This is a genomic window from Pseudoduganella namucuonensis, assembly GCF_900116645.1.
GTDB lineage: Bacteria > Pseudomonadota > Gammaproteobacteria > Burkholderiales > Burkholderiaceae_D > Rugamonas > Rugamonas namucuonensis.
In genome coordinates this window covers 87,005-101,720 of sequence record NZ_FPBO01000019.1, presented here as the reverse complement: position 1 = coordinate 101,720, position 14,716 = coordinate 87,005, and the positions used below count along the sequence as shown (strand labels likewise).

General features: G+C 71.2%; 15 protein-coding genes. 4 read left to right on the top strand and 11 right to left on the bottom strand.

Annotated features, from left to right (window positions below; translation table 11 throughout):
* Window positions 1-4 precede the first annotated feature (4 nt).
* The 7 genes from trxB to mrtJ are packed head-to-tail and all read right to left on the bottom strand — an operon-like array spanning window position 5 to window position 7,445.
* Window positions 5-952, bottom strand: coding sequence for a thioredoxin-disulfide reductase (gene trxB / locus BM436_RS19885; RefSeq protein WP_093557275.1), 948 nt, complete (start codon window positions 950-952; stop codon window positions 5-7).
* 28 nt (window positions 953-980) lie between these two features.
* A complete protein-coding gene (gene dsbD / locus BM436_RS19880; RefSeq protein WP_229490521.1) occupies window positions 981-2,876 on the bottom strand; it encodes a protein-disulfide reductase DsbD in 1,896 nt (631 codons plus the stop codon).
* Window positions 2,877-2,910: 34 nt separating this feature from the next.
* Window positions 2,911-4,104, bottom strand: coding sequence for a DUF3570 domain-containing protein (locus tag BM436_RS19875; protein WP_093557273.1), 1,194 nt, complete (start codon window positions 4,102-4,104; stop codon window positions 2,911-2,913).
* An 11-nt stretch (window positions 4,105-4,115) separates the two neighbouring features.
* Complete coding sequence (locus BM436_RS19870) at window positions 4,116-4,367, bottom strand: DUF4266 domain-containing protein (RefSeq protein ID WP_093557272.1); 252 nt, start codon at window positions 4,365-4,367, stop codon at window positions 4,116-4,118.
* Window positions 4,364-4,876, bottom strand: coding sequence for a TlpA family protein disulfide reductase (locus tag BM436_RS19865; RefSeq protein WP_093557271.1), 513 nt, complete (start codon window positions 4,874-4,876; stop codon window positions 4,364-4,366). The genes BM436_RS19870 and BM436_RS19865 overlap by 4 nt, the downstream gene beginning before the upstream one ends.
* Window positions 4,873-7,041, bottom strand: a complete 2,169-nt coding sequence (locus BM436_RS19860) for a choice-of-anchor D domain-containing protein (RefSeq protein ID WP_093557270.1) — start codon at window positions 7,039-7,041, stop codon at window positions 4,873-4,875. Before BM436_RS19860 ends, BM436_RS19865 begins: the two co-directional genes overlap by 4 nt.
* A gap of 20 nt (window positions 7,042-7,061) precedes the next feature.
* Complete coding sequence (gene mrtJ, locus BM436_RS19855; protein ID WP_229490519.1) at window positions 7,062-7,445, bottom strand: JDVT-CTERM system glutamic-type intramembrane protease MrtJ; 384 nt, start codon at window positions 7,443-7,445, stop codon at window positions 7,062-7,064.
* Between the two features lie 183 nt (window positions 7,446-7,628).
* On the opposite strand from mrtJ, the gene BM436_RS19850 reads away from it, so the two are divergent.
* From BM436_RS19850 to BM436_RS19835, 4 genes are read left to right on the top strand one after another with little or no spacing between them, the layout of a single operon-like run.
* The gene (locus tag BM436_RS19850) at window positions 7,629-8,195 is read left to right on the top strand and encodes an RNA polymerase sigma factor (RefSeq protein ID WP_093557269.1); all 567 of its coding nucleotides are present in this window, start codon (window positions 7,629-7,631) and stop codon (window positions 8,193-8,195) included.
* Window positions 8,192-8,854 carry a zf-HC2 domain-containing protein gene (locus BM436_RS19845; RefSeq protein ID WP_093557268.1) on the top strand — a complete coding sequence of 221 codons (663 nt, stop codon included), beginning with the start codon at window positions 8,192-8,194 and terminating at the stop codon, window positions 8,852-8,854. The genes BM436_RS19850 and BM436_RS19845 overlap by 4 nt, the downstream gene beginning before the upstream one ends.
* Window positions 8,851-10,215 (top strand): S8 family peptidase, encoded by a 1,365-nt coding sequence (locus BM436_RS19840; RefSeq protein WP_229490517.1) that lies wholly within the window; start codon window positions 8,851-8,853, stop codon window positions 10,213-10,215. The genes BM436_RS19845 and BM436_RS19840 overlap by 4 nt, the downstream gene beginning before the upstream one ends.
* A gap of 27 nt (window positions 10,216-10,242) precedes the next feature.
* Window positions 10,243-10,938 carry a TorF family putative porin gene (locus BM436_RS19835; protein ID WP_177307360.1) on the top strand — a complete coding sequence of 232 codons (696 nt, stop codon included), beginning with the start codon at window positions 10,243-10,245 and terminating at the stop codon, window positions 10,936-10,938.
* Window positions 10,939-10,963: 25 nt separating this feature from the next.
* Here the strand turns inward: BM436_RS19835 and BM436_RS38520 are convergent, their stop codons facing one another.
* The 4 genes from BM436_RS38520 to BM436_RS19815 form a co-directional block, all read right to left on the bottom strand.
* The gene (locus BM436_RS38520) at window positions 10,964-12,604 is read right to left on the bottom strand and encodes a methyl-accepting chemotaxis protein (RefSeq protein ID WP_093557266.1); all 1,641 of its coding nucleotides are present in this window, start codon (window positions 12,602-12,604) and stop codon (window positions 10,964-10,966) included.
* 241 nt (window positions 12,605-12,845) lie between these two features.
* Window positions 12,846-13,118 carry a hypothetical protein gene (locus BM436_RS19825; protein ID WP_093557265.1) on the bottom strand — a complete coding sequence of 91 codons (273 nt, stop codon included), beginning with the start codon at window positions 13,116-13,118 and terminating at the stop codon, window positions 12,846-12,848.
* 100 nt (window positions 13,119-13,218) lie between these two features.
* Entirely contained in the window at window positions 13,219-14,277 is a 1,059-nt protein-coding gene (locus BM436_RS19820) for an isocitrate/isopropylmalate dehydrogenase family protein (protein ID WP_093557264.1), read from the bottom strand.
* Window positions 14,278-14,287: 10 nt separating this feature from the next.
* A complete protein-coding gene (locus BM436_RS19815; protein ID WP_093557263.1) occupies window positions 14,288-14,707 on the bottom strand; it encodes a cupin domain-containing protein in 420 nt (139 codons plus the stop codon).
* Between the last annotated feature and the right edge of the window lie 9 nt (window positions 14,708-14,716).

Genomic DNA, 14,716 nt, shown 5'->3' with positions numbered 1-14,716 from the left:
GGTCTTACTGCTCTAGATAGCGCTGCGCGTCCAGCGCCGCCATGCAGCCGGTGCCGGCGCTGGTGATGGCCTGGCGGTAGACGTGGTCCTGCACGTCGCCGGCGGCGAACACGCCCGGCGCGGAGGTGGCGGTGGCCATGCCCTCGGTGCCCGTTTTGGTCTTGATGTAGCCGTTGTGCATGTCCAGCTGGCCCTCGAAGATGCCGGTGTTCGGCTTGTGGCCGATGGCGATGAACAGGCCGTGCACCGCCACCTCGGTGAGCGCGCCGCCGGCGGTGGCGGCCAGGGTCACGCCGGTCACGCCGCCCTCGTCGCCCGTCACCTCGTGCAGCGTGTGGTTCAGTTTCAGCTCGATCTTGCCCTCGGCGACCTTGGCCATCAGGCGGTCGATCAGGATGGCCTCGGCGCGGAACTTGTCGCGCCGGTGCACCAGCGTGACCTTGCTGGCGATGTTCGACAGGTACAGCGCCTCCTCGACGGCGGAATTGCCGCCGCCGACCACGGCCACCTCGCGCTTGCGGTAGAAGAAGCCGTCGCATGTGGCGCAGGCCGACACGCCCCGGCCCATGTAGGCCTGCTCGGACGGCAGGCCCAGGTACTGGGCGGAGGCGCCGGTGGCGATGATCAGCGCGTCGCAGGTGTATTCGCCGCCGTCGCCGATCAGGCGGATCGGCTTTTCATCCAGCTTGGCCGTGTGGATCTGGTCGAACACGATCTCCGTGTTGAAGCGCTTGGCGTGCTGCAGGAAGCGCAGCATCAGGTCCGGGCCCTGCACGCCCATGGGGTCGGCCGGCCAGTTCTCGACGTCGGTGGTGGTCATCAGCTGGCCGCCTTGCTCCACGCCGGTCACCAGCACCGGGTTGAGATTGGCGCGCGCGGCGTAGATGGCGGCGCTGTAGCCGGCCGGGCCCGAGCCCAGTATCAGGACGCGGGCGTGTTTCGTTGCTTGCATGGTTATCCGTTTCTCGAAGTGGGGTGGCTCAACCAGGGCTTTGGGCGCGCTGCAGGTGCTGCACGAAGGGCTCGGGCGGCACGTAGCCGATCAGGCGGCCCTGCGGTATTTCCTTGCCCGAGCCGTCGAACAGGATGATGCCGGGCGGCCCGAAGAGGCTGAATTTCTTCATCAGGGCGCGGTCGTCGGCGTTGTTGGCGGTGACGTCGACCTGGATCAGGCGCATCTTCCTCATCTCGGCGCTGACGGCCGGCTTGGAGAAGGTCATGCGCTCCATCTCCTTGCAGGCGACGCACCAGTCGGCGTAGAAGTCGAGCATCACGGGCGGGCCGCCGGCGGCCAGCACCGCTTCCAGCTCGGCCACGTTGCGGATGCGGGTGAAGCGCGGCTCGGCGTGGCCTTCGGCCGCCACGGCGCCGGCCGTGCCGCCGCCGCCGCGCAGGTGGGCCAGCGGCTGCAGCACGTCGCGGCCGGCGCTGGCGGCGCCCACCAGCTCGGCCAGGCCGGCCACCAGGAACAGCAGGCCGAGCGCCCTGGCGGCGTAGGTCCCGGGCTTGCTGCCGGAGGGCAGCGGCTGGCCCACGTGCAGGAACACGGCGCACAGGATGGCCAGGCCGCCCCACAGCACCATCATCACGGGGACCGGGAACACCGGCGACACCATCCACACGGCCACCGCGATCAGCAGCAGGCCGAACACCTTTTTCACGCCGTTCATCCAGGCGCCGGCGCGCGGCAGCAGGCTGCCGGCGGACAGGCCGGTCAGCAGCAGCGGCACACTCATGCCGCAGGCCATGGAGAACAGGGCCCAGCCGCCGGTCCAGGCGTTGCCGGTCTGGCTGATGTAGAGCAGGGCGCCGGCCAGCGGCCCGGCCACGCAGGGGCCGACGATCAGCGCCGACAGCGCGCCCATGGCGAACACGCCGAGGAAGCGCCCGCCGCGCAGCTTGCCGCTGCTTTCACCCAGGCGCGATTGCATGGAGCTGGGCAGCTGCAACTGGTAGACGTCGAACATGGACAGCGCCATGCCCACCAGCAGCGCGCCGAAGGTCAGCAGCACCCAGGGTTTTTGCAGCGCGCCGGCCAGGCCCTCGCCGGCCAGCCCGGCGCCCACGCCCAGCGCGGTGTAGACCAGCGCCATGCCGAGGCAATAGGCCACCGCCAGCAGCAGGCCGCGTCCGCGCGACACCGAGCCCTCGCCGACGATGATCGAGGACAGGATGGGCACCATCGGCAGCACGCAGGGCGTGAACGAGAGCAGCAGGCCGAACACGAGGAAGGCGCCGCCGATGCGCCACAGGCTGCCGCTTTGCAGCGTGCGCTGGGCCAGCGAGCTGTCGTCCTCGGGAGCGGTGGTCCCTGCGGCGCCCACGCGGTCGCCGCCGGATCCAGCCGGAGGGAGCGAGGCGGTGTTCGCGGCGGCGCCCGCGCCGAAGCCGGCCGCCCCGGCATCCAACGCCTGCGCCACGAGGACGCCGGGCCGCGACGGGTCCACCTGGTAGGCCAGTTCCATCGGCGGGTAGCACAGTCCCGCGTCGGCGCAGCCCTGGTAGCCCACGCGCAGCGTGAATGGCGCGCTGGCGTCCACCGGCATCGGCAGCGTCACTTCCAGCTTGCCGGCGTAGGTTTCCATCTCCTTGTTGAAGTTCTCGTCGAACTTGCGGACGCCGGCCGGCAGGGACGGCTGGCCCGCCAGGCCGCTGCCCTTGAAGGACAGCCTTTCGCGGTACAGGTGATACTCCGGCGCGATGGTCCAGTGCAGCGCCACGGTGCGGTCGGCGCGCACCTCGGCGCGCAGGTGGAAGGCCTGCTCGGGCGGAAGGAAGTCGTCGGCGGCGGCCGCGCTGGCCCAGCCGGCGGCCGCCAGCAGGACCATGGCGGCGCACAGCGCCAGCAACCAGTTCAGCATGCGTGCAGCTTGCATTCGATTCTCCAGGTAAGGGGTTGGGACGGGGGCGCTACCATTGCCGCGTGACTCCGAGCTGGATGCCCCGCGCGCGCAGCGGCTCCAGGCCGGGACTGCCGCCGCCGAAGGCGCGCCAGGAGCCGCGCTGCTGGTAGGCCTCTAGCTTCAGGTCCACCGACCAGTCGCGGTTCAGCTGCTTGGCCACTTTCAAGCCCAGCGTGACCGCGCCGAAGCCGGACAGGCGCTGGTCGGCGGAGGAAAAGGCGGTGGTGCCGAACACGTAGCCGGGCGGGAAGGGCTCGCCCAGCCGCCCGTCGTACACCGGGTCGTAATAGAAGCTGGCGGCGCGCTGCGTGTACAGGCGCACGGAAGGCGTCACCCTCCAGCCCTGCGCCAGCGGCTGCACGTATTCCGCGCCCAGCGTGTGCGCGCGGATGCCGAAGTTGTCGCTGTAGTAGCGGTAGCTCAGCCGGCTGGTCCCGCCGCCGTCCTCGTGGTGGTGGTTCCAGCGCGCCAGCAGGGTGCTCTGGTTGCGCTGGCGCGGGCGGTTGTCGAAGGCCTTGTACGGGTCCGAGTAGTAGCCGTGGCCGCGGCTGTGCGTCAAGGTCAGCTGCGCCAGGTCGCGCGGGCCCATCACCTGCGTCACGCCCGCCATCAGGTTGACGGTCTGGCGCGACTCGCCGGCGACGACCAGGTTGACCGGGTCGATCGCGTCGTCCGAGCCGCCCACGCCGAACGACCAGCTGGTGTTCTTGTCCTCGCTGGACATCGTGCCCTGCAGCGACAAGGCGCGCGACTTGTAATCGTGCTCGGTGGAGTAGGCCGCGCCCACGGTGACGCTGCCGCGCGGGAAGTAGCGGGTCACCGCCACGTCGCCGGCGCCGCGGTCGTCGCTCATGCGCGAGGCGCCCGACACCGCCGTGTGGTAGCGCGGCGAGGCGCCGGACACGTCGTCGGCCGTCAGCGAGGCGGCCACCGACCAGACGCCGGCCACCGGCGTGGTCAGCGCCACCGACGGCGCGCGCACGCGGATGCGGTCCATGCTGGACTGGCTTTCTTCGTAGCTCAGGTATTTGACGCTGAGGGTGGCGCGTTCCGGCGCCTCCTCGGCGTGGACCGCGTTCACGGCGCCCAGGCCTGGCAGCAGCAGGGCCGCCGCCAGGATGGCGTTGCCCAGCTGCGGCGCGGCCTGGGATGGCCCGGCCTCGGACGGGCCGGCCGGGGTTGGGGGGAAGTCTGTATGCATGCGTGTCCTCGTCAATTGCAGCCGCAGCCGCCGCCGCCGACACCGCTGCCGCCGGAGGCGGCCTCGCGGCTGGCGTAGATGTGTTCGTCGTAGCGGCCCTCCAGCAGGTCGCCCTCCATCAGCATTTCGGGGCGCGCCAGGTGGCCTTTTTCCCAGGCCTGCACCGGCTTGATGGCGCCGCAGCCGGCGGCGCCCCAGGCGATGGCCGCAAGCGCCGCCAGGCGCGCCAGCGTGGCGAGCCTCCGGTGCGTGCGGGGCGTCATTGCTTCGCTCCCAGCGCGTTCTTGATCTTGACTTCCAGCTCGGCGCGGTCGGCCGGGCGGAAGCCGCTGTGCTCGAACAGCACCTTGCCGTCCGGGCCGATCAGCACGCTGCTCGGCATGCCCTTGATGCCGTAGGTGCGTGGCGACGCGCCGGCCGGGTCGAAGGCGATCACGAAGCGGGCCGGGTTGGTGGCCAGGAAGCCGCGCGCGTCGTCGCTCTTGGCGTCCAGGTTCACGCCGATCACTTGCAGGCCCTGGGCGCCGTACTTGGCCTGCATCTCGTTCATCCACGGGAAGGAGTGGCGGCACGGGCCGCACCAGGAGGCCCAGAAGTCCAGGTACACCAGCTTGCCCTTGAACTTGTCCAGCCGGACCGCGCCGTCGGTGCCGGCCAGTTCGAAGGCCGGCGCGGGCTGGCCCGGCGTCAGCGCGGCGTGGGCGCCGCCGATGGCGGCGGCCTGCGCCAGCGCCAGGGCGATGGCTGCGGTTGTGGAAGTGATGATTTTCATGCGGCCTCCTTGTTCGATGGTTGAGTGGCGCCGGTGGCGCGGGTGGCGCGGCGCCAGCCGAGCACACCCAGGGACATCAGCACCAGCAGGGCCAGCATCGGGTCGCTGCCGTCGCGCACGGCGGAGCAGCCGCCGCCACCGCTGTTCTGCGGTTGGGTGGGGCCGGTGACGGCCGGCGCGGCGCTGGCCTGGCCGGCCAGGGACACGGTCCAGCTGGCGCCGCCGTCGCCCTGGATCTGCACGCTGCCGCTGCTGGCGCCAGCGGTGGCGGGGGTGTAGCGCACCACCAGTTCGCAGGACGCGCCGGGTTGCAGGGTGAACGGCATGGCCGCGCAGCCGGTGGCGTCGGCCACGGTGGCGAACGGGCCGGTGTAGACGGCGCCGGACAGCGTGACGGCGGCGCTGCCGCTGTTGGTCAGCGCGAAGCGCTTGGTGGGCGCGGTGCCGCCCACGGTGGCGGCGCCGAAGTCGAAGGACTGCGGGTTCACGGTCAGCGCGGCGCCGGCCGGCACGGCCACGCCGTTGCCGCCCAGGCCCAGCGTGAACTGCGCGCCGCCGTCCGTCACCAGCACCAGGTCGGCGCTACGGGCGCCGGCCGCGGTGGGCTTGAAGACGCTGTCCACGGTGCAGCTGGCCGCGGGGCTCAGCGTGCCGTTGACGGCGCAACTGCCGCCCAGCGTGAAGTCGCCGGCGTTGGCGCCGCCCAGGGTCAGCGTGGCGATTTTCAGCGCGGCGCTGCCGTCGTTGCGCAACGTGGTGCTGTGCGCGGCCGAGCTCTTGCCGAGCTGGGTGTCGGCGAATTTCACGGCGCCGGTGTCGGACAGCGCGGGCTTGGCCACCGCCGCCGTGGTGCCGGAACCGGTGATCGCCACCCGCAGGTCGGCCGCGTTGGAGCGCACCAGCAGCGTGGCGGCCACGTCGCCGGCGGTGGCCGGGGTGAACACCACCGGCACGGTGCAGTTGGCGTTGACGGCCAGCGTGGCGCCGCAGCTGTTGCCGGAGCCGATGGCGACGCCGGAGGCGCCGCTGACGGCGATGGACGCGATGTTCAGCGCCACGTTGCCGCTGTTGGTCAAGGTGACGTTTTGCGTGACGGCCGCCGCGCCCACGGTTTGCGCGCCGAAGGCCAGCGCGGTGGGATTGGCCGCGACGGCCGGGGCGGCGGCCGCGCCGCTGCCGGACAGGCCGATGGTGGCGTTGCCGTTGGAAGCGTTCGAGGCCAGCGTGACGCTGCCGGAGAACGCGCCCGCCGCCGTCGGCGTCGCCAGCACGGTCAGCGTGCAGTTGCCGCCGGCGGCCACCGGCGCCGCCGTGGAGCAGCTGCCGCCCAGCGTGAAGATGCCGCTGTTGGCGCCGCCCAGGGTGATGGCGCCGAGGGTCAGCGCGGCCTGGCCGCTGTTGCTGACGGTGACGGTTTGCGGCGCGGAGGCGGTGTTGGTGAGCAGGGCGCCGAAGTTGACGCTGGTGGCCGACAGGGCGATGGTGGCCTGGGCGGCGGCGTTGCCGGTGCCGCTCAGGCTGACCGTGCTGCTGCCGCCGGTGGCGTTGTGGGCGATGGTCAGGGTGGCGGCGCGGGCGCCGGCGGAAGCGGGCTTGAAGGTCACTTGCACGGTGCAATTGGCGCCCGCCGCGACGGAGCCGCCGGCGGCGCAGGTGCCGCCGCTGACGCTGTAGTCGGCGCTGGCGGCGCCGGACAGGCCGATGCTGGCGATGGTCAGCGCGGCGGAACCGGTGTTGGACAGGGTCGCGCTCAGCGCGCCGGCGGACTGGCCGACGGTGGTGCCGCTGAAACTCAGGCTGGCCGGGCTGAGCGAGGCGGCGGGGGCCGCCGTCACGTTGGGATCGCCGATGAAGGCGGCCAGGTCGGCGATCTCGGCGGCCGAGAATTTGCCGTTGAACAGCGCGCCCATGCCGCCGCGGTTGGCGGCGAAGGCGGCGCTGATGACGCTGGGCGCGTTCGCCGCGCGCAGGATGCCGTTGACGTTGCTGGCCGGCGAGGCGCCGTGGCAGCCGGCGCAGCTGGCGCCGCCGGACGCCGGACCGTTCAGGTACAGGCTCTTGCCGTTCAGCGCGTCCGCGGCGTGGGCCGATTGCAGCGCGCCGCCCAGCACGAGCAGGGCGCCCAGGCCGCGTAGCGCGAATTGATGCTGTTTATATCCCGTCATTGCTACTCCAGTCAGGTTTGTTATAGAAAGTTGGAACCGCAAAACGCCAGCGCGCAGCCGTTGAACAGCGCGTGCGCCGCGGCGCACAGCCGCCAGTCGCGCCAGCGCAGGTACACCAGGCCCAGCGCCACGCCCGGCGCGAACACCGCCGCCGCCGCGCTCCAGCCGGCCGCGATGTGCAGCAGGCTGAAACCGGCCGCCGGCGCCAGCACGGCCAGGGCCGCCGGCGCGACGCCACGCCCGGGATGGCGCCGCATCAGCCATTCCTGCAGGCCGGCGCGGACTATCCATTCCTCCAGCAGCGGCGCCAGCAACAGCAGGCGCAGCATGGTGGCCGGGTCCGGGTGCAGCAGCCGGGGGCCGCACAGGGCGGGGAGGGCAAACAGGGCGGCTTCGGCTGGCACGGCGGTTCCGGTTGGTCATGTCAACCGGTCAATACCGGCGGGGCGGGAAAAGGTTCAAGGCGCGGCGAAATTTTTTTCCGGCGCGCGGCGTGGCGTAAAATCATGGGGGTAAATATTATTTCTGGGCGGCTTGAACCTTTTTGCTGCGCGCGCGTATATACCGTCAACAGGGAGAGCGGGCAGATGCTGAAATCGGGGCGGGTGGATAGTGGCGAGGACGAGTTGATCAGGCGGATAGCCGATGGCGACCGCGCGGCCTTCCAATCCATGTATCGGATTTACTTTCCCCGGCTGGCGCGGTTCCTGGACCGGATGGTGCGCAACACGCCGCTGATCGAGGAGATCGTCAACGACACCATGCTGGTGGTGTGGCAGAAGGCGCATACCTTCGACCGCAGCTGCAAGGTGTCGACCTGGGTGTTCGGGATCGCCTACCGGCAGGGGCTGAAGGCGGTCAACCGGGTGGACGAGCCGGTGGAGTCGGATTTCGAATCGCAGCCGGGCGACGCCAGCCAGGAGCCGGAACAGGCCGCGCTGGCGCTGCGACTGCGGCAGGACGTCGGCCGCGCGCTCGACGCGCTGCCGCTGGAGCAGCGCGTGGTGGTCAGCCTGACGTATTACCACGACATGGCGTATCAGGAGATCGCGGAAGCCATGAATTGCCCGGTCAACACGGTGAAGACGCGGATGTTCCACGCCCGCCAGCGCTTGCGTGGCTTGCTGTCCGCCCATATGGAAGAAATGTCATGATTGCGAATGAACATGCGAACCGGCATGGCGCGGTGCGGGAATTGCTGCCCTGGTTCGTGAGCGGTACCCTCGAGGGGGAGGAGCTCGCGCTGGTGCGCGAGCATCTGGAAGGCTGCGAGCAATGCCGCGAGGACGTCGCCTGGCAGCAGCGGCTGCGCGCCGCGCCGCCCTCGCCGCCGTCCGGCCTGGACCCGGAACGCGCGCTGGCGCGCCTGATGGCGCGCCTGGAACCACGGGAGAACCCGGCGCCCAGTCCCCAGGCGGCGGCCGGCTGGCCGGCGGCGCTGGCCGCGCGCTGGCGCGCCCTGTGGTCCGGCGGTGGCGGCTGGATGCCGTGGGCGCTGGCCGGGCAGGGCGTGTTGATCGCGGGCCTGCTGGTCCAGCTGGTGCCGCGGGACGTGCAGGACTACCGCGCGTTGAGCAGCGGCGCGCAGCCGGCCGCCGGCCAGCTGGTGGTGATGTTCAATCCGGACGCCCGCGTGGCCGAGGTGCAGGGCATGCTGCAGGAGCACGGCGCGCGCCTGGTGGACGGCCCGACCGCGACCGGCGCCTATGTGCTGGACGTGCCGGCGGCCGGGCGCTCGGAGCTCGTGGCGGCGCTCCGCGCCAGTCCCGCCGTGCGGCTGGCGGAGCCGCTGGACGCCGGGCGGGCGCCATGAGCTTCCGGTTCCCGAGATTGCTGGCCCGCCGCTGGCTGCTGCTGGCGGCGGTCCTCGGCGGCGGCGCGGAGGCGGCCGAGCGCGACTCCCCGGCGCCGGCCGCTTCGCCACCCCAGGCCCAGCTCACCGCCCAGGCGGTGCGCGAGGCCCACGCGCAGGCCCAGCCCGCGGCCCAGGACGCGCCGCGCCAGATCCTCGTCATGCTGCATCTGCCGGCGCCGCATTACCGGCCGGACGCCTATTACCCGTCCAACTACCGGGCCGACGCAGGCAGCGCGGCGCGGCGCCGCACCGCCGAGGCGCTGGCGCGGGAATACGGCCTGCAATTGCTGGAGGACTGGGCCATGCCCGCCCTGAACGTGGATTGCTTCCGCATGGCCGAACCGGCCGACGCGCCGCCCGGCCGGATCGTCGAGGCGCTGTCGCGCGACCCGCGCGTGAAATGGGCGCAGCCTATCCAGACCTTCTCGGTGCAGGGCGCCAACGACCCGCTGTATCCGGTCCAGCCGGTGGCGCAGCAATGGCAGCTGGCCGACGTGCGCAAGGCCGCCACCGGCCGCAAGGTGACGGTGGCGGTGATCGACAGCGGCGTGGAGACCGAGCATCCCGACCTCGCGGGCCAGGTCTCGTTCAAGGAAAACTTCGTCGACGGCCAGAGCTACGCGGCCGAGACCCACGGCACCGGCGTGGCCGGCGTGATCGCGGCGCGGGCCGGCAACGGCGTCGGCATCGAGGGCGTGGCGCCGGACGCGCGCCTGATGGCGCTGCGCGCGTGCTGGCAGGGGGCCGGCGGCGGCACGCTGTGCAACAGCTTCACGCTGGCCAAGGCGATGAATTTCGCGCTGATGCACGGCGCCCAGGTGATCAACCTCAGCCTGTCCGGGCCGCCGGACCGGCTGCTGGCCGAGCTGATCGACGTGGCCTGCGCGCGCGGCGTGCGGGTGGTCAGCGCGGTCGATCCGGCCAGCGCCGACGGCGGCTTCCCGGCCTCGCATCCGGGCGTGTTCGCGGTGTCCGCGTCCGGCGCCAAGGGGGCCGGCGCGCGCGTGCTGCAGGCGCCGGGGCGCGACATCCCCACCGCCGCCCCGGGCGCGCGCTGGGGCCTGGTCAACGGTGCGTCCTATTCAGCGGCGCATATCTCTGGCATGATGGCGCTGCTTAGCGAATTGCGGCCCGGCATGGCGCTGCCCCGCCTGCGCGCCAGTATCGTCTCGAACGGGGCCGGTCCGGCCCAGGCCGCGGGTGTCGATTTATGCGCCACCGTCACGCACCTGACCGGAAAATGTACATGCTCATGCAACAGCGCCAATGGCGCCAACGGCGCCAACACCGCCCAGCTCAACACCGTCCGCACCCCCTAGCCGGCCATGGCGCCGGCGGAGCCGCCTTTGCGTAAGGCGGCCGTCGCCGTCGCGCTGCTGTGCTGCTGGCAGGCGCGCGAGGCCGGCGCGCAGCTCACCGGCAGCGTGGGCGTGGTGTCCGACTACCTCTACCGCGGCAGCAGCCTCAGCCAAGGCAAGCCCGCCGCGCAACTGACGCTGGCCTACGACAGCCCGGACGGCTGGCACGCCGGCGTGTTCGCCGCCCGCGTCAAGCTGGCGGGGGCGGCGCGCGGCAGCATGCAATACATAGGCTACGCCGGCTACGCGCGGCGCCTGGCCTCCGGCCTGAGCTGGGACGCGGGCGCGGCGCACTACGCCTACAAGCCGGACTCCACGCAGGATTACCAGGAACTCCACGCCGGCCTGGCGGCCGACCGCGTCAACGCCAGGATCGCCTATTCGCCCGACTACCTGGGACTGGGCATCCCCACCGCCTACGCCGAGATGAACGGCAGCTATCCGCTGTGGCGCGACGTCAGCCTGTTCGCCCACGCCGGCTACCTGGCGTCGCTGTCGGCCTCGCCGCTGTTCGGCGACATGCGCCAGATGGATGGCAGGGTGGGGCTGGGCGCGGAGCTGGGCGGCTTCCGCTGGCAACTGGCGTGGGACGCGTCCCGCGGCCGCACCAGCGGCTACGGCTGGCAGAAGGCGGCGTCCGGCTCGCGCGGCGACGTGGTGGTGAGCGTGAGCCGGCCGTTCTAATCGCTTCCTGCCGAACCTCAGCCTCTCAGGCCGCGGCGAGCTTGCCGTGCGGGCCCGGCGCCAGCCGCAGCGCGGATTGACCGCGGCGGCGGGAGGCGCCGGACGGCGCCGGCGCGGCGTCCGGGGCGCCGGTGCGGAAGGCCGCCACCATCCGCGTCAAGCCGGCGGCCTGTTCCTCCAGGGACGAGGCCGCGGCCGCCGCCTGTTCCACCAGCGCCGCGTTCTGCTGGGTCGTCTGGTCCATCTGGCAGATGGCCTGGTTGATCTGTTCGATGCCGGCGGTCTGTTCCTCGCTGGCCGAGGAGATGTCGGCCATGACGCCGGCCACGCCGTTGATGCTCTGCACCACGGACTCCATGGTGGCGCCGGCCTTGCCCACCAGTTCCACGCCCAGGCCCACCTGCTGCACCGAGTCGCCGATCAGGGACTTGATCTCCTTGGCGGCGGCGGCCGAGCGGTGCGCCAGGTTGCGCACCTCGGAGGCCACCACGGCGAAGCCGCGGCCCTGCTCGCCGGCGCGCGCCGCCTCCACCGCAGCGTTCAGCGCCAGGATGTTGGTCTGGAAGGCGATGCCGTCGATCACCCCGATGATGTCCGCGATTTTTTTCGACGAGGCGCTGATGGCGTCCATGGTGTCGACCACCTGCGCCACCGCCGCGCCGCCCTGGACCGCCACGGTCGAGGCCGAGCCGGCCAACTCGTTGCCGCGCCGCGCATGCTCGGCGTTCTGCTTGACGATGCTGGTCAATTCCTCCATCGACGAGGCGGTCTCCTGCAGCGAGCCGGCCTGCCGCTCGGTGCGGCTGGACAGGTCGAGGTTGCCCTGCGCGATTTCGCAGGAGGCCGTGGCGATGGTGTCGGCGCCGCCGCGCACCTGGCAGACGATGCCGTGCAGGCTGTCGTTCATGTCCTTGAGCGCCCGCAGCAACTGGCCGACCTCGTCGCTGGCGTCGGCCCGGATGACGCTGCCCAGGTCGCCGGACGCCACGGTCCGCGCCACCCGCACCGCCTCGGCGAGGGGAACCGTGATCGAACGGCCGATGGCCCAGGCGGTCGCCGCGCCCAGCAGCAGGGCGGCGGCGGTGGCGCCCAGCATCAGCGTGCGCGCCTGCCGGTTGCTGTCGTCGGCCATCTTCTGGTCCTGCCGGCTCTTGGTCCGTTGCAGGTCCATGTATTTATGGATGGCGTCCTGCCAGGCGGTGGTGGCCGGCCCCGCCTCCCGCAACAGGAAGGCGACCGCGGCCTCGCGGTCGGTCTTGCTCAGTTCCTGGAAGCGGTTGTTCAGCGGTAGCGCGGCCTCGCGGTCGGCCTTGATCTCGGCCATCAGCGCCCGGCCGGCCTGGTCCAGCTGCATCTTCTCCAGCGCCGCGTTGGCGTCGGCGTAGTCCGCGCGGGCCCGCTCTATCTTCTTGAATTCGACGCGGCCGGCGGCCTCGTCCGATTGCAGCGCGATGGTGCGGATGACGCGCGCCACCACGTGGGTCGATTGCGACATTTGCTCCAGCAGGCGCATTTTTTCGACGTTGACATCGACGATATGGTGCATGGCCTCGTTCGACGCGTTCAGGCCGTTGATGCCGAATAGCGCGACGCCGGCCAGCAGGACCAGTACCAAGGCGTAGCCGGCCGCGAGCCGGACGCCGATGTTCAGGTTTGTTAATTTCATAATTCCTCCAGACATAAGGAAAGCGCGAACGATGCGCGGCGCGGCAAGCGTGGCGTCATCAGGCGAGTTTTTGGGCCTGAAGGAAACTTTTATTGCATGGTGTTACTTTTGGTGAGAATGAGGATATAGCAGGGAAGGGGATTTGAAAAGGGAAAAGCGACCCAAGCCGTTTTTTTGGTGGTTTTGACCCAACGCGCCAGCTCCGGCGCGTTGGTGGCGGCTTGCCGGAGGGGGCTTGCCGCTACTGGCGTTGCCCGTCCTTCCGCTTCCGCCCGACCCCGGCCGGGGCGCTTGGGCCGGGAACGCCGCCCTGTTCCGGGGCCTTCTGCTGGTTGCCCCCGGGCGCGACGCCTTGGCCGCCCTGGTCTATGCCCTGGCCGCTGGTGGCGCCCTCGGTGCCGGCGGGGCCGCCCGAGATGCCGTCCTGGGTGTCGGTCTCGCCGATGGACTGCCCGCCGTGCGCGCCGCCGGCGCTCATGCTCAGCGGTGCCGTGAAGTGATTGCTCTGTGTCATGGCCAGCTCTCCTTTGTCTAGGTGGGGACCATGCTAGGACGCGGCGGCGCCTGCCGCTATCGGCGCGGGCGCCGCGCCGCTGTAGGAGCGGGGAGGGGCGTCAGCCCAGTGCCGCCACCACGGCCCCGGTGAACGCCATCGTGCCGATGTCGCCGCCGATGTCGGGCGTGCGCGTGGCCGGGTTGGCCAGCACCGTGTCCACCGCCGCCTCGATGCGCCGCGCCGCCTCCAGCAGCGAGGCCGATCCGCGCCGCTCGCCCAGCCAGTGCAGCAGCATCGCCACCGACAGGATCATCGACACCGGATTGGCCTTGTCCTGGCCCTGGATGTCGGGCGCCGAGCCATGCTGCGCCTGGGCGCAGCACAGCGCGTCGCCCGCCATCACCGAGCCGCCCAGTCCCAGGCTGCCCGACAGTTCGCTGGCCAGGTCGGACAGGATGTCGCCGTAGAAGTTGGTGGCGACGATGACGTCGAAACGGGACGGGTCGCGCACCAGGTAGGCGGCCGACGCGTCGACCAGCAACTCCTCCAGCACCACCTCAGGGAAGTCCAGCGCCACCTTGCGCACCTCGCGCAGGAACAGGCCGTCCGTCATGTGGAAGCTGTTCGCCTTATGCACGGCGGTGACCTTCTTGCGGCGCTTCATGGCCAGCTCGAAGGAACGGCGCGCGATGCGCTCGGAGCAGTGCGCGGTGATCTTGCGCACCGACAGCGCCATGTCCGGCGAGGGCATCATCTCGCCCCAGCCCAGGTGCATATTGCGGTCCGGGTAGAAGCCCTCGGTGGCCTCGCGCATGATGACCAGGTCCATGTCCTTGGCGCCCTTGCCGAGGAAGGCGCGCGAGCGGGCCGGGCGCATGTTGGCGTACAGGTCCAGGCCGGAGCGGAACGCGGCCGAGATGTTGCGGCCGCCCTTTTCCGGCGCCGGATAGTCCGCGTGCGACTGGGTGCCGAGGATGACGCCGTCGCTGCGCAGCGCGCGCTCCAGCACTTCCTCGCGCAGCGTGGTGCCGTGCTTCTCCAGGCTGACGAAGCCCACCTCGTCGTAATCGAATTCCAGGCCCAGGCCGAGCGGGCCGTTCACGGCCTGCAGCACCTGCACCGAGGCGGCCACGATTTCGGGACCGATGCCGTCGCCCGGCAATACGAGTAATTTCATGATGTGTTCCTTAGCTAGGGGAGTGTTCAAGTGCCACCGGCCGGGTGTCGCCGCCGTCTTCCAGCGTGCGGGTGGCCGCCAGCGATTCATAGATCCACAGGATCTTCATCGGCAGCGTGGCGGACGCGTTGCGGAAGCGGTGCGGCACGTTGGGCGGGATGAAGGTGGTGTCGTGCGCAGCCAGCGGGTGCTCCTCGCCGTCGATGTCGAGGATGGCCTCGCCCTCCAGCAGCATCACGCTTTCCTGGCAGTTGTGGCGGTGGAAGGGGATGGCGGCGCCGGGGTCGAAGGAGGTGATGCCGGTGATGAAACTGGCCGAGCCCACCTCGCGCGTCACCAGCGGTGTGGTGCGCGCGCCGCCGCCGCGTTCGTAGGCGGGCAGTTCGGCGGGGCGCAGCAGGGCCGCGCCGGATTGTTCGAATCGATGCATATGCTGTTT

Coding starts and splice junctions, on each gene's coding strand:
- BM436_RS19815 (WP_093557263.1), bottom strand. CDS start 14,707: ATGCATCGATTCGAACAATCCGGCGCGGCCCTGCTGCGCCCCGCCGAA.
- dsbD (WP_229490521.1), bottom strand. CDS start 2,876: ATGCAAGCTGCACGCATGCTGAACTGGTTGCTGGCGCTGTGCGCCGCC.
- BM436_RS19825 (WP_093557265.1), bottom strand. CDS start 13,118: ATGACACAGAGCAATCACTTCACGGCACCGCTGAGCATGAGCGCCGGC.
- BM436_RS38520 (WP_093557266.1), bottom strand. CDS start 12,604: ATGAAATTAACAAACCTGAACATCGGCGTCCGGCTCGCGGCCGGCTAC.
- BM436_RS19845 (WP_093557268.1), top strand. CDS start 8,192: ATGATTGCGAATGAACATGCGAACCGGCATGGCGCGGTGCGGGAATTG.
- BM436_RS19870 (WP_093557272.1), bottom strand. CDS start 4,367: ATGACGCCCCGCACGCACCGGAGGCTCGCCACGCTGGCGCGCCTGGCG.
- BM436_RS19860 (WP_093557270.1), bottom strand. CDS start 7,041: ATGACGGGATATAAACAGCATCAATTCGCGCTACGCGGCCTGGGCGCC.
- BM436_RS19865 (WP_093557271.1), bottom strand. CDS start 4,876: ATGAAAATCATCACTTCCACAACCGCAGCCATCGCCCTGGCGCTGGCG.
- BM436_RS19875 (WP_093557273.1), bottom strand. CDS start 4,104: ATGCATACAGACTTCCCCCCAACCCCGGCCGGCCCGTCCGAGGCCGGG.
- BM436_RS19840 (WP_229490517.1), top strand. CDS start 8,851: ATGAGCTTCCGGTTCCCGAGATTGCTGGCCCGCCGCTGGCTGCTGCTG.
- BM436_RS19850 (WP_093557269.1), top strand. CDS start 7,629: ATGCTGAAATCGGGGCGGGTGGATAGTGGCGAGGACGAGTTGATCAGG.
- BM436_RS19820 (WP_093557264.1), bottom strand. CDS start 14,277: ATGAAATTACTCGTATTGCCGGGCGACGGCATCGGTCCCGAAATCGTG.
- trxB (WP_093557275.1), bottom strand. CDS start 952: ATGCAAGCAACGAAACACGCCCGCGTCCTGATACTGGGCTCGGGCCCG.